Origin of the sequence: Bacillus sp. JJ1533 (assembly GCF_036965045.1) — a bacterium.
In the GTDB taxonomy this organism is placed as follows: Bacteria; Bacillota; Bacilli; order Bacillales; family Bacillaceae_L; genus Ferdinandcohnia.
On the sequence record NZ_JBALOV010000018.1, the window covers coordinates 138,996 to 157,982 of the forward strand.

Genomic DNA, 18,987 nt, shown 5'->3' on the forward strand with positions numbered 1-18,987 from the left:
GGGAGGTTTATTAATGGCAGATTTACGAATTAATCTAGCAGGGATTGAATCCCCTAATCCGTTTTGGTTGGCTTCTGCTCCTCCAACAAATTCCGGTTATCAAGTCCAACGGGCATTTGATGCAGGATGGGGTGGAGCAGTGTGGAAGACATTAGGTGACCCCATTTTAAATGTCACGTCACGATTTGGAGCTGTTAGCTTTAATGGACAGCGAGTAGCAGGCTTTAATAATATCGAACTTATCTCAGACCGTCCGATTGAGGTTAACCTAAAAGAAATTAAAGAAACAAAGAAACTATTTCCGAATCATACCATTATTGCCTCATTAATGGTTGAGCCAAAACAGGAAAAATGGCATGAAATTGTAAAAAGAGTGGAAGAAGTAGGCGTAGATGGGTTAGAACTCAACTTTGGTTGTCCACATGGGATGGCTGAAAGGGGGATGGGATCGGCATCTGGGCAGGTACCTTCACTTGTAGAACAACAAACCTATTGGGTGAAAGAAGTAGCGCAAACCCCTGTTATAGTAAAGCTAACGCCAAATATTACGGATATTACGGCCACTGCGGAGGCTGCTACTAGAGGTGGTGCCGATGCAATCAGTATGATCAATACCATTAATAGTCTAGCGGGAGTGGATTTGGATACGTGGAACACCATTCCACATGTCGGAGGTAAAGGTGCACATGGTGGGTATTGTGGTCCTGCCGTAAAGCCGATTGCACTTAATATGGTTGCTGAATGTGCAAGAAGCCCTCATATTAATATTCCGATATCTGGGATAGGTGGCATTTCAACATGGCAGGATGCTGTTGAATATATGTTAATGGGAGCATCGGGGGTACAGGTGTGTACGGCTGCCATGCATCATGGGTTTAGAATTGTAGAGGACATGATTGAGGGGTTAGATAACTATTTAGATCAAAAAGGGATTGATTCTGTCATGGACATCGTTGGAAAAACCGTGCCGAAATATTCTGACTGGGGTGACCTCGACTTAAACTATAAAATTGTTGCCCGCATCAATAATGATGTTTGTATCAATTGCAATAAGTGTCATATTGCATGTGAAGATACTTCGCATCAATGTATCGACATGCTTCAGGATGGAAATGGCTACAACATTTTAAAGGTAAGAGAGGAAGATTGTGTTGGATGTAACCTATGTTCGATTGTATGTCCAGTAGATGGAGCGATTGACATGGTTGAAGTCCCAAGTGGATTACCACCAATGACATGGAATGAACGTCAGGCGGCTCTTGGTGCAGTTAGTTGTAAAGTAGACACAGTAAAATAAATCGTTTTTCTGGGGGAGGGCTACGATGAAGAAGATTATTAAAAATGGAACCATTGTTACAGCAACAGATACGTATCAAGCAGAAATTCTAGTGGAAAATGGTGTGGTTAGTCAAATCGGGATGAATCTTTCGAGCGAAGGTGCAGAAGTAATTGATGCAAATGGATGCTATGTTTTCCCAGGTGGCATTGATCCGCATACTCATCTGGAAATGCCTTTTGGTGGAACAGTCACAAAGGATGATTTTGAAACCGGAACAATTGCTGCTGCTTTTGGAGGAACAACCACAATCATTGACTTTTGTTTGTCCACTAAAGGAGAGCCTTTAAAAAACGCAATTAATACATGGCATGGAAAGTCACATGGCAAAGCGGTTATTGACTACGGCTTTCACCTTTCAATTGGAGAAGTAACAGATGCTGTATTAAATGAACTTCCTTCCGTTATTGAAAATGAAGGGATTACCTCCTTTAAAGTATTTATGGCCTATAAAAATGTCCTTCAGGCGGATGATGAAACCTTATTTAAAACCTTACTTGCTGCTAAAGAATTAGGTGCCCTTGTCATGGTTCACGCTGAAAATGGCGATGTAATTGACTATCTTGTGAAAAAGGCTCTCAGCGAAGGCAAGACAGACCCAATCTATCATGCATTAACACGACCTCAAGAGATTGAAGGAGAGGCGACAGAAAGAGCTGCAACATTTGCAGGACTTGCAAATTCTCAACTTTACGTTGTCCATGTTACATGTGCTGATGCTGTTAAAGCTATTAGCGAAGCGAGAGAAAAGGGGTTTGATGTGTGGGGGGAAACATGTCCACAATATTTAGTTCTCGATCAGTCGTATCTTGAAAAGCCGGATTTTGAAGGAGCAAAATACGTCTGGTCACCACCATTACGGGAGAAATGGAATCAAGATGTACTATGGAATGCACTTCGAACAGGGCAGCTTCAAACATTTGGTTCAGATCAATGCTCATTTGATTTTAAAGGACAAAAGGAGCTTGGTTTAGGTGATTTTTCTAAAATTCCTAACGGGGGACCTATGATTGAGGAACGCTTAACAGTCCTGTTCTCGGAAGGGGTGAAAAAAGGAAGAATTACTTTAAATCAGTTTGTGGATTTAACTTCTACTAGAGTTGCGAAATTATTCGGACTGTATCCGAAGAAGGGGACAATTGCTGTCGGAGCAGACGCGGATATTGTGATCTTTGATCCTACGATTGAGCGAATAATATCAGCTGAAACACACCATATGGCAGTTGATTACAGTGCATTTGAAGGCATGAAGTTTACCGGTGAACCAGTATCTGTTTTATCAAGAGGGGAATTTGTTGTCCGGGATAAACAATTCGTTGGAAAACTAGGAGCCGGTCAATTTATAAAACGTGCAAAATACGGTGAAAGCTATGAAATTATGAAAGACAAAACAGCCACATTGTAAAACGAGTGTAAGAAGGAGGGGATACAAATTCCTTCCTTTGTTTACTAAAAGGAAATGAGGTGATTCTGCTCGCGAATAATTCAGAATATTAAAAATAATATAAGAGAGGGTGTTGTCATGAAAAAAAGCAACAATTATTTAAAATCTCCTGACTTGTTTCCAATTGGCCACGGAGCTAGGAAGATAAGCGCATTTGGTTTCTCCTTGATTTGGGTAGGTATGGCGATATTATTAGCCGCTTTTGCAATCGGGGGAGACGGAATCAGACATTTACCTCTCGGATGGGTAATTGTTGCTACCATTATTGGATCAGTGTTAATAGGAATTTTTATGACGTTTATCGGTGATATCGGAGTAGAGCATGGCCTTTCATTTCCGGTCTATATGAGAGCTCCTTTTGGGACAATTGGAACGCATATACCTTCAGTGGTCCGGGGGGTAACAGCCTCTTGTTGGTTTGGAATTAATACTTATTTTGGTGCAACAGCCATGAATGCGATTTTAAAAACTCTAGTCGGGTTTGATAACTGGTTTGTCTGCTTTTTACTGTTTGCAGCCTTCCAGTTAGTTAACACTGCACTAGGCATGAAAGCTATTGAAAGATTTGCAGATTTGGCTGCCCCAATTATCTTACTAATTTCGTTTTGGATGTTCATTTCCCTATCTGGAAAAGCAGCTGACCAAGGTCGAGATATTTGGACATGGGTTGAAAGTCCAGTTAATGGAACTGCTGCAATAACTGCATTTATGGTTGTGGTTATGGCAAATATGGGCTTCTGGGCAACACTTGCAGCTGACATGCCTTCTCTATCCAGATTCTTTAAAGCACCAAAGTATGAAAGAAATTGGTTTAAACGGAATAAGGCCCAAATTGCGGGCAATGTCGTCGTAATGCCACTTGTTAATTTATTAATGATCATCATTGGTGCAGTTGCGTATGTTGCAGTCTTAAATTATGACCCTGTTGTTGCCTTACAAGAAGCGGCTACTGGATTTGTTTTAGTCATCCTATTATTAATGATTGTTCTTGCTCAATGGTCCACAAATACAGCCGCTAACGTAATACCTGCAGCAACCATCTTTTCAAATGTGGGAGGACCAAAATATCCATTTTGGGCTGGGGTTATAACGGCCGGTATTATAGGGGTTGTCATTCAGCCTTGGAAATTATTTGGAGTCATCATTCCAGCTCTTCTTATTATTGGTGGGGTTCTATCAGCAATTGTAGGGATATTATTTACCGACTATTACGTTCTTAGAAAGAGACGGGTAAATGTTCCAGAGCTTTATGAGAGTAAGGGACAATACAGATATTCAAATGGTGTCAATTGGGCAGGTATGATTGCTTGGATCATTGGAGGGACTGCAGCGTATTTCTTCTCCGCCTATTCTTTCTTTGTTGGATTTGGAGTAGGGGCAGTCATTTACTATGTATTAGCAAAATATTGGTATTTCAAGAAGTTTGCCCAGGCAGAGATTATTGACCCTGATGATGAAAAATATTTAGGCATCACGGTTGGACGTGACTGGGAAATTTCAGATAATGAACAAGATGTAATTGTACCAGACACAACCGTCGATTCGAAAATGTAGTTTTTGCATTGAGAAATAAACAGGAATAAAGTGAACCATTTTAGACATTCAAAAGTAAAGGGGGATTAGAAATGAGCAATGAAGATTCGAAGAAAGTTGTTTTGGGAATTAATGAATCACCGCCACCAGGTAAGTTTTTAGTGCTAAGTCTTCAGCATTTATTTGCGATGTTCGGTGCAACGATCTTAGTTCCGTATCTTGTTGGCTTAAGCCCGGGTGTAGCCCTTATCACGAGTGGGATTGGTACAATCACTTTTCTCGTGATTACAAAGGGGCAAGTGCCAGCATATGTTGGTTCCTCATTTGCATTTATCGCGCCAATTATTGCTGCCACCGCAGCGGATGGTCCAGGGGCAGCAATGATAGGGAGTTTTTTAGCAGGTCTTGTATACGGGATTGTAGCCTTAGTTATTAAAGCAACTGGCCATAAATGGCTGGTAAAGTTACTCCCGCCAGTTGTTGTTGGACCAGTTATTATTGTAATCGGACTTAGTCTTGCACCTACAGCAGTTGGCATGGCAATGAATGACGCATCTGGTGAATATAGTCTTCTTCACTTTTCCGTTGCGTTGGTGACATTGCTAATTGTGATTTTAAGCTCCATTTTCCTTAGAGGCTTTTTAAATTTAATTCCTGTCTTAATTGGAATAGTAGGAGGATATATTTTTGCTTCAATTGTTGGATTAGTCGATCTATCTGGTGTCAAGGCTGCAAAAATATTTGAAATGCCCGATTTTCTTTTCCCATTTGTTCATTATTCCCCTGCTGTTACATTAAGTATTATCGCTTTGATGGTTCCTGTTTCAATCGTTACATTATCTGAACATATCGGACATCAAATGGTATTAAGCAAGGTTGTTCATATAGATTTAATCCAAAGACCTGGTTTACATCGTTCGATTATGGGGGACGGTCTGGCCACTATGATAGCGGCACTAATGGGAGGACCTCCGAATACAACGTATGGAGAAAACATTGGTGTACTTGCCATCACAAGAGTATTTAGCGTGTTTGTTATCGGTGGAGCAGCAGTGCTTGCCATATTATTTGGGTTTATCGGTAAAATTACTGCCCTCATTAGTTCGATACCAACAGCAGTAATGGGGGGAATTTCCCTTTTATTATTTGGAATCATTGCTGCATCTGGATTACGGATGCTCATTGACAGCCAAGTAGATTTAGATGATAAGCGAAACCTGATTATTTCATCCGTCATATTAGTTGTTGGAATAGGCGGAGCCATCATGAAGTTTACTGCTAACTTTGAAATACATGGAATGGCCTTAGCAGCTATTCTAGGTGTTCTTTTAAATTGGGCTTTACCGGGAGGATCTGTCGAAGAAGAGGTCAATATTTATGAGGTAGAGTTAGACCGTAAAACCAAAGTACAATAAGAAATCTTTTCAAAGGAGTGTCAATACATGTCAGAATACGAAGTCTTTTTACAAGAAAGAGACAAGATCGACTTTTTACTTCAAAAAGGCTATAAAATAACAAATATTATTGAAAACCTTAGTGGGGATTTCGTAGATTTTGAGAAAAAAGATGAAAAAGAGACTTTACACATTGTTACACCAGAAGGGCGTAAATACTTTGCCGTAATGCTTATCAAGCAGCAAAAGGAAGGTGCTTAAGCGTTGTCGCGAGGAAAGCCGGTATCGGTTTGATACTGGTTTTCTTTATCTGGAATTTAAAAAAGATTTGGAATAGCACTCCTATATTGATAAGACTTAGAGTATAATGGAATTAGTCTGAAAATTCAATATAGGGGAGTTGTAGATTGAAATCATCCATTACAGTTGAAGATATTTTAAGTCGAAGACACTTTGAAAGCAGTAAGGTGATTGCAGGTAAAGAGGGGCTCGGGCGACAAGTCAAATGGGTCCACGTCGTAGAAGTAACCAATATTCGTAATCTCTTAAATGGAAATGAATTAATTCTTTCTACAGGTGTTGCTTGGAGGGACAATCAGGAGAAATTGATCTCAGTCATCGAGCAATTAATTGATTCACATGCAGCAGGAATTTGTATTGAATTAGGCATATACACCTCATCGATCCCACCAGAAATCATTGACATCGCAAATAAGTCCCAATTTCCCATTATCCTTTTTTTAAAAGAAGTACCGTTTGTTGAAATTACACAAGATATCCATGGACTGCTTATTAACCGCCAATACCAAATGATAACCAATCTGGAAAATTACTCACAAGCATTAAATAAAAGATTGCTGTCGATCGATCATTATGTTGACATTCTTAAATTTATAAGAAACTATCTCCAAGTTCAAGTAATCATCCACTTTAATAATAATGAATATCAATTTATTCCAGAAGCAACCGAACAAAAACGACTGCATCTACTAGAACTATTTCAGTCAGAGGATTCTACCTATGTGGCCAAAAATACGATTTATTTATTAGGGGATCGCTATGCAGAATTAGTGATTATCTCCGAAGAACGAGAATTGACCGAATTTGACCATCTTATTTTAGATCGAACAGCAACAGCTCTTGCACAGCTTTTTCTTCGTAATCTTTATGTCGAGGAGAAGCAAAGAGTAGAGGCTACAGAATGGATCAATGATTGGTTAGAAGGTGAACAAAGCGAGGAGTCTATTAATGAGTATTTAGCACTGACTACAACACGTAAACCAAAAGGAGCCGTAGTTTGCATTTGTAAAATAGAACCAATTGACGAGTATTCGACTAGTGATCTGACGTATTTTAAAATGTTTCTCCGATCCATCTTTGAACAGCAGGGCTTTACACTTTTTGTTGCTGAAAAAAGAAACACAATCGTTTTAATCATGATGAATGAGCGAAACACAATGACATGGAAAATGAGAGTTCAGGAGGGAATACGACGAGTAGTAAACTCGGAATTGCAGAGGAAAACGAACAAAACACAACCGGTATTTGGGATTGGAAGATTTGTGGAGGAGTTAGCTGATGTACATAAAAGCTATCAAACTGCTCTAGAAACGATTCGCATTCAAAATCGGTTGTCGATTCCAGCACAAAGTTATTTTTACGATGATTTACATATATTCCGGCTTATTTCATTGCTTCATCGACATATTGATTTGCAGGAGGTCGTTTTAGAATATTTAGAACCCGTTATTGCCTATGATAAAAAGAACAATGGGAAGCTGATGGAAACACTAAAAACCTATCTTTCCTGTAATGGCTCGAAACAGGAAACAGCAAAGCGCTTATTTATTGTGAGGCAAACACTCTATCACCGGATTCAAAAGCTTGAGAAATTACTAGGATCAGACTTTATGAACCACGAAAAACGACTCGCAATTGAGTTTATGATTTTATCATATGAATTTTTAGTTTCATCAAAACAAATAAAAGAGAAAAGGGATATCTTGTAACCCACTGGTTTTAAAGTGGGTTTTTTAGTGCAAAGATTTTGTGTCTAGCTCCAGGCGCCATCGGCTCGAGGTCATAAGTCAATCGCTTCGGAAGGTAAAGAGCACCTTCTGTCAGCGCTTGTCTTATGCTTGTCGCCGATATGCGGGCGCCTTGCGCTTTTCTTAATCATTCAAAATGTTGAGAAATTACAAGCAGATATGTTACAGAATGTCTAATGAAAGCACTTTCAATTTAGAGGATAATGAACCTATAGGTTAAGAGGTTCGAAGAGTCGAAAACCAAAAAAGGAGGCAGTACGATATATGACCGTAGTTAAAAATGAAACTGTTGTACTAAAAAATTATATGAATGGAGAATGGGTGGATGCGCTTGGAACTGAAACATTAGAAGTGCCGAATCCAGCAACAAAAGAAACATTAGTACGTGTGCCGCTTTCTTCAAAGGAGGATGTTGACCTAGCTGTAAAAGCCGCTAGAGAAGCATTTAAAACCTGGAAAAACACCCCTGTTCCAAAACGAGCGAGAATACTATACAAATATCACTATTTACTAACAGAAAATCATGATCGATTGGCAAGACTCGTTGTACAAGAAAACGGGAAAGCATTCAAAGAAGCACATGGTGAGGTTTTACGTGGGATTGAATGTGTGGAATTTGCAGCAGGTGCTCCCACTTTAATGATGGGGGAAACCTTATCAAATATTGCAGAGGAAATAGACTCTGAAATGTTCCGCTATCCATTGGGAGTAGTGGGCGGAATTACCCCTTTTAACTTTCCAATGATGGTTCCAATGTGGATGTTCCCATTAGCGATTGCGTGTGGAAATACCTTCGTTTTAAAGCCATCTGAACGAACACCGATGCTTGCGAATGAGCTTGCCCGTTTATTTACCGAAGCAGGGGCACCAAACGGAGTGTTAAATGTTGTGCATGGGGCGCATGACGTTGTAAATGGATTATTAGATCATCCAAATGTAAATGCGATTTCGTTTGTAGGGTCACAACCAGTTGCTAAATACGTGTATGAGCGTGCTGCAGCACAAGGAAAGCGGGTTCAAGCCTTATCAGGAGCTAAAAACCATCATATCGTTATGCCAGATGCAAATATGGAAAAAGCGGTAGCCAATATTATTAGTTCTACATTTGGAAGTGCTGGACAAAGGTGTATGGCTTGTAGTGCAGTCGTTGTTGTAGGGGACGGTGAGAAATTTGTATCGGCACTAAAAGAGGCCGCCGATCAGCTAACAATTGGAAATGGAATGGACGATGAGGTGCTTTTAACACCAGTTATCCGAGAGTCACATCTTAATAAAGTTCTAGGATATGTGAAAAAAGGGCTTGAAGAAGGGGCGAAACTGATTCGAGATGGACGTAAAGAAATGGATGAAATGCCAGAAGGGAATTTTTTAGGTCCAACCATTTTCGATCATGTCACACCAGATATGACGATTGCCAAAGAGGAAATCTTTGCACCTGTTTTAAGTCTTTTACGTGCGAAGGATTTAGATGAGGGCCTTGACTATATTAGAAAGTCTCGTTTTGGAAATGGCGCTACCATTTATACAAAAGATGCGAAGGCTATTCGACAATTTAGAGAGGAAGCAGAAGCAGGGATGCTTGGTATCAATGTAGGAGTTCCAGCGACAATGGCATTTTTCCCATTCTCCGGTTGGAAGGACTCCTTCTACGGTGACCTTCATGTAAACGGAAAGGATGGCGTGAATTTCTATACACGTAAAAAGATGATTACATCCCGTTTCGACTATTAAAAAAGGAGGGAAGGCGGTATGACAAAGGTTTCACAGGGGGAGGACCTGTTAACCAAGGATAAGGATTATGTATGGCATTCGATGAAGCCATATAATCCAAACGCAACACTGGTAATTAAGAAAGCTGAGGGGTCTTGGTTAACAGATCATAATGGGAAGCGGTATCTTGATGGAATGTCTGGGCTATGGTGTGTGAATGTGGGTTATGGAAGAAAAGAGCTGGCTGATGCCGCTCATGAACAGCTGAAAGAAATGGCCTATTATCCATTAACACACAGTCATGAACCTGCAATTAAGCTAGCTGAAAAACTAAATGAAATGCTTGGTGACGAGTACGTTATTTTCTTTTCAAATAGTGGTTCAGAAGCAAATGAAACGGCTTTTAAGTTAGTCAGGCAATACCATCAACAAAAAGGGGAACACGGACGTTATAAATTCATCTCACGCTATCGTGCCTACCATGGTAATTCGATGGGATCTCTTGCCGCAACTGGTCAAGCGCAACGAAAATATAAGTATGAGCCACTCGCACCAGGATTTCTCCATGTCGCACCACCTGATTTATATCGCTCTGATGAAAAACCAGATGCAAAGGCATTGGACTTACAGTCTGTAAAAGATATCGACCGGGTCATGACATGGGAGCTCAGTGAAACAATAGCCGGAGTAATCATGGAACCAATTATTACAGGTGGAGGCGTAATCGTTCCACCAGACCAATATATGGCTGGGGTAAAAGAAGTTTGCGAAAAGCATGGTGCACTTCTAATAGTCGATGAGGTCATTTGTGGATTCGGAAGGACGGGAAAAGCGTTTGGTTTTATGAACTATGGGGTGAAGCCAGACATCATTACAATGGCGAAGGGCATTACAAGTGCGTATCTGCCATTATCTGCAACAGCTGTTAGAAAGGAAATTTATGAAGCTTTTAAAGGGTCTGAGGAATATGATTATTTCCGTCATATTAATACATTTGGTGGAACCCCAGCGGCATGTGCCTTAGCTCTTAAAAACCTAGAAATAATGGAAGATGAAAACCTTTTTGCTCGGTCAGAAGAACTTGGCGCTAGATTAAGAGATGGACTGACAGCAGCTTTAGTGGACCACCCAAAGGTGGGCGACATTAGAGGAAAAGGTTTATTGGTAGGGCTCGAACTAGTCAAGGATAAACAGACGAAAGAACCACTTGAAGTTAGCCAAGTGAACAAGGTCATCGGTGGCTGTCTACAAAAGGGCCTTATTATCGGGAAAAATGGAGCTACAGTGGCAGGGTACAATAATGTGCTAACCCTTGCTCCTCCGCTAACGATTTCAGAGGAAGATGTAGAATTTGTCCAACGCACAGTAATTGAAGAAATAATGGCCCTGTAAAAGGAATCACTCCTACACTCGTAATCTTCTTTTTAAAAGAAAAGATTACGGGTGTTTTTCCCAAGAAAATCACAAGAAAGGTGGATGGAGATGAGGATTGGAGTACCAAAGGAAATTAAAAATAATGAAAATCGTGTCGCACTTACTCCAGCAGGTGTTTTACAGTTAGTTCAACAGAACCATGCCGTTTTTATAGAAACAGGTGCGGGGATGAATTCAGGTTTTTTTGACGAGCTTTATCTGGAAGCTGGGGCCACGATTGTCCAATCGGCAGCGGATGCATGGGCTTGTGATATGGTAATTAAGGTAAAAGAGCCGATTCAAGAGGAATATCAGTATTTTTATGATGGACTCATTTTATTCACGTATTTGCATTTAGCAGCTGATCGGGAGCTTACTGAAGCCTTGATGCAAAAGAGTGTGGTTGCCATTGCCTATGAAACGGTGCAATTGGAAGATCGCAGTCTTCCTTTGCTAACTCCGATGAGTGAGGTTGCAGGTCGAATGGCTACTCAAATTGGCGCTTCTTTTCTTGAAAAAACAAAGGGAGGAAAAGGAGTTCTACTTGGGGGTGTACCTGGGGTAAGTCGGGGGAAGGTGACCATCATTGGTGGCGGAGTAGTTGGTATGAATGCTGCGAAAATTGCAGTTGGTCTTGGTGCACAAGTTTCGCTTTTAGATGTTAATCCTACAAGATTGCGAGAGTTAGATGACATTTTTGGCAATTCCATTACAACCATCATGTCAAATCCATATACAATAGGTCAGGCGGTCGCAGAATCAGATCTCGTGGTTGGTGCTGTGTTGATTCCAGGCGCTAAAGCACCAAAGCTTGTGACGACTGAAATGGTTCGCTTAATGGAGGAAGGTTCCGTTATTGTGGATGTTGCCATTGACCAGGGTGGAATATTTGAAACGGCTACCCATGTTACAACACATGCCAATCCTACATATACAAAACACGGCGTCGTTCACTATGCAGTCGGAAATATGCCTGGAGCGGTCCCAAGGACATCCACCATAGCCCTTACAAATGTAACCGTACCTTATATTCTTCAAATAGCAAATAAAGGCTATGAGCGAGCTTTAAAAGAAAATAATGCCTTACAAAAAGGGCTTAATGTGATCGATGGAAAAATCGTTTATGAAGGAGTTGCTAAAGCACATAATTTACCGTATGTGACAACCATTTAACGTTATAATAGGAGGCTGATAGAATGAATGTCCAAACACTTACCGTAAATAAGGAACGGCTTGAACAAAGAATAACTGAGTTATCGAAAATAGGTAAAATCGGTGAAACTGGAGTATGCCGCCTCACACTTTCTAAGGAGGACCGTCAAGCAGTAGAAACAGTAAAAGGATGGATGGAGGAGGCGGGATTAACCGCTAAAATCGATCATTTTGGAAACTTGATTGGGAGAATGGAAGGGAAAGACTCGGACAAACCCATTTTAATGCTAGGTTCCCATATTGATTCCCAGCCTTATGGTGGAAGGTTTGACGGAACAATTGGTGTTTTAGGGGCCCTTGAAGTTGTTCAAACGATGAAGGAAAATCAGATTGTTCCCAATCAACCCCTTGAGGTAATTGCCTTTTCTGATGAGGAGGGCTGCCGTTTTAATAAGGGATTATTTGGAGTACGGGGAATCCTTGGGAAGCTTGAAGAAGGTGAGTTAGATCGTCAGGATAAAGATGGAATTACTAGAAGGGAAGCGCTGATTGAGTTTGGATGTGACCCTGCGAAATTTAAAGAGTCAGAATATCCAAAAGGAAGCATTGGCTCTTTCCTTGAAATGCATATTGAGCAAGGACCAGTTCTAGAAAAAATGGATAAACCAGTTGGTATTGTGTCTGGAATTTCAGGTCCACTTTGGCTAACAGTTGAGTTAGAGGGCTTTGCAGGGCATGCTGGTTCAGTTCCCATGCCAATGAGGAAGGATGCACTCGTCGGTGCAGCCAAAATCATCGTTGCACTCAACGAAATCGCTAGCCAAGAACCTGGTGCTCCAACCGTTGGTACCGTGGGTAGCTTGCGCGTTTTTCCGGATTCACGGAACATCATCCCAGAAAAAGTAAGCTTCACCGTTGACCTAAGAGATATTGATATCAATAGACGTCATAGACTTGAGGCACAATTACGTGACAAAATAAGCGAAATTACAGAAGAACACCAGCTACATTGCACAATTACAGAGGATACGAATAGTGAACCTCGCTATTGTGCTGAAAGCATAAAAGAGATCATGAGGAATGAAATGCAAAATATCGGATTAGACCCAACGGAATTAATGAGTGGTCCTTTTCACGATTCACTCGCGATGTCCTATGAATGTGACTATGGCATGATATTTGTCCGGTGTAAGGATGGAATCAGCCATAATCCGAAGGAATTTTCAACCTTTGAAGATATCTCACTTGGTACTGAACTTCTGTATCGCACTACCGTAAAAATGGCACAGGACTAAAAATAAAAAACGAATGTAGAACCGCAATTCTACATTCGTTATTTTAATTATTTATTTGTAAATAAGTCTTTAAATGCATGCGTAATCTCTATTCCTTGAAAAACGAACAAACTAGTAGCTGTTAAGGAACATAATCCTATCATAATCAATCGAAACCACATTTTTATTCTCCTCCTTGATTTTTAAAATCTAAAAAATCAAAGAGCTTTTACCACATAATTCGACTGATAAAAAATGGGTGTGATCCATGCAAACTTTCGAATCGATTGATTCACATCGATGTTCTTAAACATCCCTTGAAGGACAAGTAAAATGGATGTGATTGAAAAAAGCACCCAAGAAATCTTTAGTTTACCATCATTATCAAAAGACAGATTATCATACGATACACCACTAATTGTTACTGTATTCTCTTGAATGTCTGATGATTTAAAGGCATGGGTGTGTGCGATTGTGGCAGAAAAAGACATGATCGCAACAAACATAATGATGGCAAGGGCTAAATGTTTCCTCATTTTTACCATCTCCCCATTGTTAATGTTACTATCATACATCGGATAAAACCAAAATTCCATAAAAAGTTTTTTACAAAAATTGCGAAAATAGGACTCTGACCAAATGAAATTATGTTACCCTAAAGATGGGGTGAAATGATGAGTAAAAGTAGACGAAATCTCCTTCTTGCAATCATTGGAAGCCTTCTGATTGTAACTTTTGGAGTTGTAAGAATCCTAGAAATTAAGGATGAACACAAATTAAACCTTCAGTTAGCAGAATCATGTATGGATAAAGGTGGAACAGTTGTTTTTGAAGAAAAACATCTATTTAGTCTAACTAAAGTTAGTTGTGAGTAAATATGAGTATCCGCACGAATTAGGATTAACTTTTGAAATAATGGAGTTGTTGGAAGATGACAATTGAGAGAATTACAGAAGAACGATTTATGGATTCCGTTCGTTTATCAGAATATGCGTTTCAGTATAAGGTGCCTGTAGAACGTTTAGATGAAAATTTAAAGAAAATGAAAAAACACCAGATATACGGTATCTATGAACATGAAAACTTAGCTGCAAAGTTTCATCTCATCCCCCTTACTACCAGTGTTGGTGACCAGTCCTTTAAAATGGGTGGAATTGCAGGTGTAGCGACATATCCCGAATACCGTAGAAAGGGTTATGTGAAGGAATTACTTACATATGCACTTGAAACGATGAAGACACAGGGGTTTACCGTATCGATGCTTCATCCATTTGATGTTTCATTCTATCGGAAATATGGCTGGGAGCTTTTTAGCAATCGCTTGAAAACAATTCAACAGCGTTCTGATTTAATTATGCTTGAGCCTGTAGAGGGTACGGTGAAGCGATATCTTTTTGAAAATGTCAATTTAGATGAGCTTAACCAGGTTTACCGGCAATATGCATCGAGGTTCTCGGGGATGCTTGTTCGTGAGGATGATTGGTGGAAAAGCGTGATTGACGACCTGCATATTGCGATTTACTATGATGCCACTGAACGACCAATCGGCTATATCCTTTATGAAACGAAGGATGAAAAGATGACTGTTGAGGAGTTTGTCCCTGTAAATGCTGAAGCGCGTCGAGGCTTATGGAACTTTATTTGTCAGCATGATTCAATGATTGCAGAACTTGAAATGATTACATATGAAAAAGAACCATTATTTTTTGCGTTAAAGAAACAAAAAACTGTGAAACGCGAGGTTTTACCCTATTTTATGGTTCGAATAGTCGATGTAGAGTCATTTTTAAAAGAATATAAATTTGCTGGAAATGAAACATTGAAATTACAAATCACAGACCCGTTTGCACCATGGAATGAAAAAACACTCCTTGTAAAAGAGGGGAAGGTTCAAGTTACGGAAGAAACCGAAGGCGCACTAAAACTGTCAATCAACGCATTATCAACAGTACTATTCGGTCACAAGCGTCCTAGTGAATTATGTGCAGCGGGTATGATTGATGGTGCTGACAGCGATGTTGAAGCATTTGAAAAAGTGATACCGGACCGTCCAGCCTATATGTACGATTTCTTTTAAAGGAGGAAATCTATGTTAATAGAGCATGCCAGGAAACTAGATAGGGAAGACGCGTTAGCGAAGTTTCGAGATGAATTTTATTTAATACCAAATACCATCTATATGGATGGAAACTCGCTGGGCTTATTATCGAAGCGGGCGGAGCGATCACTGCTGGATTCACTGGAGGACTGGAAGGATCATGGGATCGATGGCTGGACCCAAGGGAGGCAGCCCTGGTTTTATCTGTCAGAAAAGGCGAGCGAACAGCTTGCTCCATTAGTTGGTGCCTCTCCTGAAGAGGTTATCGTAACGGGTTCAACAACTGTTAACTTGCATCAGTTAGTTGCGACCTTTTATCAACCAAATGGGAAACGGACCAAAATTGTTGCGGATGAATTGAATTTTCCATCTGATATATACGCCCTCCAAAGCCAGCTTCGAATACACGGTTTTAATCCTAAAGACCATCTTGTTCGGGTTAAAAGTCGTGATGGTCGCTATTTAGTAGAAGAAGATATCATTGAAGCAATGATCGACGATGTAGCATTGGTGGTTTTGCCATCGATTTTATACCGCAGTGGTCAAATCTTGGATATGAAGCATTTAACAGCAGAAGCACATAAGCGTGGAATATTAATTGGATATGACGGCTGTCATTCAGTTGGCGCCATCCCTCATGCCTTTTCTGAATGGGATGTCGATTTTGCGTTTTGGTGTAATTACAAGCATCTTAACGGGGGACCTGGGGCAGTTGCTGGGTTATATGTAAATCGTAAGCATTTTGGAGTACTGCCGGGGCTTGCTGGTTGGTTTGGATCAAATAAAGAAAAGCAATTTGATATGGATCATTCATTTACCCCTGCTGATAGTGCCGGTGTTTTTCAAATCGGAACACCACATGTGCTAAGCTTGGCGCCTCTCCTTGGTTCACTTGAAATGTTTGCAGAGGCAGGAATTGACAAGATCCGGGCGAAATCTCTTTTATTGACGAATTTTTTAATGGAATTGATTGATACAGAACTCGCTGGGCTGGAATTTACAATCGGCTCACCTCGTAGAGATTCTGTTCGAGGTGGCCATGTTAGTCTTGAACATAAGGAAGCCGCACGCATTTGTAAGGCCTTGAAAGAAAATGGGGTTATTCCAGACTTCCGAGCACCAAATATGATTCGACTTGCACCAGTACCACTCTATAATTCCTTCGAGGACGTATGGAATGTCGTTCAAATGTTAAAAAAGATAATGGAAGAAAAACAATACGAAAAATATAAAAATGAGAGGGACGTAGTGGCTTAAGGTATACCAATTTCGGTATACCTTTTACATCTTTAAGGAGGAAATTAAAATGGCGATCGTACCCGATTCCAAGTTTGACACCTATAAAAAGAAAATATTGAACCTGCCAATGGACTATCAAGAAGAGGACTTGAAAAGTGAGACATTTTTATTGGAGAAAGATGAAAAGAAGCATCTTGAAATCTATTATGCTCCGTTTGAATACGTGAATGAAGATGCAAAAGTGATGATTGTCGGAATTACCCCTGGATTCCATCAAATGAAGAAATCATATTCAACGATTCTTGACCCAAAAAATAAGGGTTTCTCAAAAGAACAGCTACTTCACCAGGTCAAGAAAAACTCGAGCTTTGAAGGACCAATGCGAAAAAACCTGATTCACATGTTGGACGAGCTTGGTTTGCACGCCTATTTAGACATATCTTCTACAAGCGAGCTATTTCGGACGGCAAGTCATCTTGTACAAACAGCCTCGGTTATTAGGTATCCAGTCTTTTATAAGGGTAAAAACTACAGTGGTTCTACCCCGAAGATGCTAAAAACAGAGTTGTTAAAGAAGCATATCACGGAAAGTTTTACGAATGAACTCGTGAGCCTTCAAAATCCACTCATTATTCCCTTAGGGGTGAATGTGACGGGAGTATTTGATTTTCTTGCAGAAAATGACTATGTTTCACGCGATTCCGTGCTCTATGGTTTTCCACATACATCAGGAGGAAACGGGCATCGACATCGTCAGTTTGCGGAGAACAAAGAACAAATGAAACGAAAGCTCGCGACTTATTTTTCATAAAAAAACTGCACCCAATGGAAGGGGTGCAGTGTTTGCTAATCTTCAATTTTAATCGCAATTTTTCCGAACTGTTCTGCCTCATCAATCCGTTGCAGTGCTTTTGCTGCATCTTTGAGAGGGAATACCTTATCCAGAATGGGTTTAATTTTATGTTCATTGACAAACTGAAGCATGTCATTGAACTCTTCGGTACTCGCCATGGTTGAACCAAGTAACGTATACTGGCCATAGAAAAACTCGCGAAGATTGAAGTCCACCGTATCACCAGCTGATGCGCCGAATGTAACCATTTTTCCACCTTTTCGAAGCTGGCCAAGGGATTTATGGAAGGTAGCGGCTCCAACTGTTTCAACGACGATATCTACTTTTTCACCGTTCAGTGCTTCATTCCAGTCGCCGTTGCTGTCAATTGCAACATCTGCACCTAATTCAAGTGCCTGCTTTCGCTTTGCTTCAGAACGAGAAGTGACAATGACTCGGGCCCCAACTGCCTTTGCAAAAAGTAAGAGGAACGTAACCGCGCCGCTGCCGACTCCAGGTAAAAGAATTGTATCGGTTGCTTTTACTTGTGCTCGAGTGAATAGTGCGCGATAAGCCGTCATGGCTGCAAGTGACAAAACGCCTGCCTCATCCCAGGACAAATGTGCTGGCTTTGGACCGACATTATCTGCTGAAATCGTGATTTTTTCCACGAAGGTCCCGTGGTCAGGTAAGCCAAGGATCTCATGGCCTTCAGGTGGCGCATCACTGTTTTCTGTCCAACCTAACGAAGGATTGATGACAACTTCATCCCCAACCTTCACATCTTTAACACCAGGACCAACCGCCTCCACAACCCCAGCACCGTCTGAGCCAATAACAAGAGGTGGCTCCGTTTCTTTATGTCTATGTAAAACGAATAAATCACGATGATTGAGGCCCGCGCTTTTTAGCTTAACCTTCACTTCACCCAGCTTTGGTTCTACTTCATCGATCTCTGTATAGGATGTTCCGTCAATTCCAGGAACTTTGTGGTGTACAAACGCTTTCATCTTTTCCCCTCCTAATTTGTCTATTATGATAGTTTTATTTTAATAGAGGTGTATGTACGATTTCAACTTATAGGATTGGTGGGGGGTGTTGTATGTTCCTGATTGCTAAGGTTGCTAAGAGGGAAGGGGAATGGTGCTCGATTATAAGGTTAATAGGAGGAATGGGGAACGGAAAAGGGAGAATCGTACCCAATTGTCGAGGTTTAGGATGGAAACGGTAACGCAAAGGCTCGAATCATGCCCGATTGGAAGATTAATAGGAGTGAATGGGAATGAAAAAAGGTAATTTTGTAAATTTGAACTAAAAGCACTTTAAAGTAGTTTGTGATTGGGAATAACTAGGAGACTGTGAACGCGAAAATGTAATAAAGATACCTTCATTTGGATGAAATTAGTAGATTGTGAGCGTGCAAATCTATTAAAGATGCATATACTTGGATGAAATTAGGAGGCTGTGACCCAGCAAATGTAATAAATACACCTTCATTTGGATAAAACTAGGAG

16 protein-coding genes are annotated in these 18,987 nt (G+C 40.5%); 14 read left to right on the top strand and 2 right to left on the bottom strand.

Annotated features, from left to right (window positions below):
• Nucleotides 1-13 precede the first annotated feature (13 nt).
• The 10 genes from preA (at nucleotide 14) to V7138_RS09565 (ending at nucleotide 13,325) form a co-directional block, all read left to right on the top strand.
• Nucleotides 14-1,297, top strand: coding sequence for an NAD-dependent dihydropyrimidine dehydrogenase subunit PreA (gene preA / locus V7138_RS09520; protein ID WP_335396394.1), 1,284 nt, complete (start codon nucleotides 14-16; stop codon nucleotides 1,295-1,297).
• A 25-nt stretch (nucleotides 1,298-1,322) separates the two neighbouring features.
• Nucleotides 1,323-2,741, top strand: coding sequence for a dihydropyrimidinase (gene hydA, locus V7138_RS09525; protein ID WP_335396397.1), 1,419 nt, complete (start codon nucleotides 1,323-1,325; stop codon nucleotides 2,739-2,741).
• A 117-nt stretch (nucleotides 2,742-2,858) separates the two neighbouring features.
• Nucleotides 2,859-4,334, top strand: coding sequence for an NCS1 family transporter (locus V7138_RS09530; protein WP_335396398.1), 1,476 nt, complete (start codon nucleotides 2,859-2,861; stop codon nucleotides 4,332-4,334).
• Nucleotides 4,335-4,405: 71 nt separating this feature from the next.
• Entirely contained in the window at nucleotides 4,406-5,728 is a 1,323-nt protein-coding gene (locus tag V7138_RS09535) for a solute carrier family 23 protein (protein ID WP_335396400.1), read from the top strand.
• Between the two features lie 27 nt (nucleotides 5,729-5,755).
• Nucleotides 5,756-5,968 carry a hypothetical protein gene (locus tag V7138_RS09540; RefSeq protein ID WP_335396402.1) on the top strand — a complete coding sequence of 71 codons (213 nt, stop codon included), beginning with the start codon at nucleotides 5,756-5,758 and terminating at the stop codon, nucleotides 5,966-5,968.
• 146 nt (nucleotides 5,969-6,114) lie between these two features.
• Nucleotides 6,115-7,716: a PucR family transcriptional regulator gene (locus tag V7138_RS09545; protein WP_335396403.1), complete on the top strand. Its 1,602-nt coding sequence runs from the start codon at nucleotides 6,115-6,117 to the stop codon at nucleotides 7,714-7,716.
• 303 nt (nucleotides 7,717-8,019) lie between these two features.
• Complete coding sequence (locus tag V7138_RS09550; protein WP_335396405.1) at nucleotides 8,020-9,486, top strand: CoA-acylating methylmalonate-semialdehyde dehydrogenase; 1,467 nt, start codon at nucleotides 8,020-8,022, stop codon at nucleotides 9,484-9,486.
• An 18-nt stretch (nucleotides 9,487-9,504) separates the two neighbouring features.
• Nucleotides 9,505-10,857, top strand: a complete 1,353-nt coding sequence (locus V7138_RS09555; protein WP_335396408.1) for an aspartate aminotransferase family protein — start codon at nucleotides 9,505-9,507, stop codon at nucleotides 10,855-10,857.
• A gap of 90 nt (nucleotides 10,858-10,947) precedes the next feature.
• Nucleotides 10,948-12,051, top strand: a complete 1,104-nt coding sequence (ald, locus tag V7138_RS09560; protein WP_335396410.1) for an alanine dehydrogenase — start codon at nucleotides 10,948-10,950, stop codon at nucleotides 12,049-12,051.
• 23 nt (nucleotides 12,052-12,074) lie between these two features.
• A complete protein-coding gene (locus tag V7138_RS09565) occupies nucleotides 12,075-13,325 on the top strand; it encodes a M20 family metallo-hydrolase (protein ID WP_335396411.1) in 1,251 nt (416 codons plus the stop codon).
• Nucleotides 13,326-13,522: 197 nt separating this feature from the next.
• Here the strand turns inward: V7138_RS09565 and V7138_RS09570 are convergent, their stop codons facing one another.
• The gene (locus V7138_RS09570; protein WP_335396414.1) at nucleotides 13,523-13,840 is read right to left on the bottom strand and encodes a hypothetical protein; all 318 of its coding nucleotides are present in this window, start codon (nucleotides 13,838-13,840) and stop codon (nucleotides 13,523-13,525) included.
• Nucleotides 13,841-13,978: 138 nt separating this feature from the next.
• On the opposite strand from V7138_RS09570, the gene V7138_RS09575 reads away from it, so the two are divergent.
• The 4 genes from V7138_RS09575 to V7138_RS09590 are packed head-to-tail and all read left to right on the top strand — an operon-like array spanning nucleotide 13,979 to nucleotide 17,452.
• Nucleotides 13,979-14,179: a hypothetical protein gene (locus V7138_RS09575; protein WP_335396418.1), complete on the top strand. Its 201-nt coding sequence runs from the start codon at nucleotides 13,979-13,981 to the stop codon at nucleotides 14,177-14,179.
• A gap of 56 nt (nucleotides 14,180-14,235) precedes the next feature.
• A complete protein-coding gene (locus V7138_RS09580) occupies nucleotides 14,236-15,381 on the top strand; it encodes a GNAT family N-acetyltransferase (protein WP_335396420.1) in 1,146 nt (381 codons plus the stop codon).
• A 12-nt stretch (nucleotides 15,382-15,393) separates the two neighbouring features.
• The gene (kynU, locus tag V7138_RS09585) at nucleotides 15,394-16,659 is read left to right on the top strand and encodes a kynureninase (protein WP_335396423.1); all 1,266 of its coding nucleotides are present in this window, start codon (nucleotides 15,394-15,396) and stop codon (nucleotides 16,657-16,659) included.
• Between the two features lie 49 nt (nucleotides 16,660-16,708).
• Nucleotides 16,709-17,452 carry a hypothetical protein gene (locus V7138_RS09590; RefSeq protein WP_335396425.1) on the top strand — a complete coding sequence of 248 codons (744 nt, stop codon included), beginning with the start codon at nucleotides 16,709-16,711 and terminating at the stop codon, nucleotides 17,450-17,452.
• A gap of 35 nt (nucleotides 17,453-17,487) precedes the next feature.
• Here the strand turns inward: V7138_RS09590 and V7138_RS09595 are convergent, their stop codons facing one another.
• Nucleotides 17,488-18,483, bottom strand: a complete 996-nt coding sequence (locus tag V7138_RS09595) for a zinc-binding dehydrogenase (protein WP_335396427.1) — start codon at nucleotides 18,481-18,483, stop codon at nucleotides 17,488-17,490.
• Nucleotides 18,484-18,987 lie beyond the last annotated feature (504 nt).

Excerpts from the sequence above, each read along its gene's own strand:
- preA (WP_335396394.1), top strand. The coding sequence starts at position 14 with ATGGCAGATTTACGAATTAATCTAGCAGGGATTGAATCCCCTAATCCG.
- hydA (WP_335396397.1), top strand. The coding sequence starts at position 1,323 with ATGAAGAAGATTATTAAAAATGGAACCATTGTTACAGCAACAGATACG.
- V7138_RS09530 (WP_335396398.1), top strand. The coding sequence starts at position 2,859 with ATGAAAAAAAGCAACAATTATTTAAAATCTCCTGACTTGTTTCCAATT.
- V7138_RS09535 (WP_335396400.1), top strand. The coding sequence starts at position 4,406 with ATGAGCAATGAAGATTCGAAGAAAGTTGTTTTGGGAATTAATGAATCA.
- V7138_RS09540 (WP_335396402.1), top strand. The coding sequence starts at position 5,756 with ATGTCAGAATACGAAGTCTTTTTACAAGAAAGAGACAAGATCGACTTT.
- V7138_RS09550 (WP_335396405.1), top strand. The coding sequence starts at position 8,020 with ATGACCGTAGTTAAAAATGAAACTGTTGTACTAAAAAATTATATGAAT.
- V7138_RS09555 (WP_335396408.1), top strand. The coding sequence starts at position 9,505 with ATGACAAAGGTTTCACAGGGGGAGGACCTGTTAACCAAGGATAAGGAT.
- ald (WP_335396410.1), top strand. The coding sequence starts at position 10,948 with ATGAGGATTGGAGTACCAAAGGAAATTAAAAATAATGAAAATCGTGTC.
- V7138_RS09565 (WP_335396411.1), top strand. The coding sequence starts at position 12,075 with ATGAATGTCCAAACACTTACCGTAAATAAGGAACGGCTTGAACAAAGA.
- V7138_RS09570 (WP_335396414.1), bottom strand. The coding sequence starts at position 13,840 with ATGAGGAAACATTTAGCCCTTGCCATCATTATGTTTGTTGCGATCATG.
- V7138_RS09575 (WP_335396418.1), top strand. The coding sequence starts at position 13,979 with ATGAGTAAAAGTAGACGAAATCTCCTTCTTGCAATCATTGGAAGCCTT.
- V7138_RS09580 (WP_335396420.1), top strand. The coding sequence starts at position 14,236 with ATGACAATTGAGAGAATTACAGAAGAACGATTTATGGATTCCGTTCGT.
- kynU (WP_335396423.1), top strand. The coding sequence starts at position 15,394 with ATGTTAATAGAGCATGCCAGGAAACTAGATAGGGAAGACGCGTTAGCG.
- V7138_RS09590 (WP_335396425.1), top strand. The coding sequence starts at position 16,709 with ATGGCGATCGTACCCGATTCCAAGTTTGACACCTATAAAAAGAAAATA.
- V7138_RS09595 (WP_335396427.1), bottom strand. The coding sequence starts at position 18,483 with ATGAAAGCGTTTGTACACCACAAAGTTCCTGGAATTGACGGAACATCC.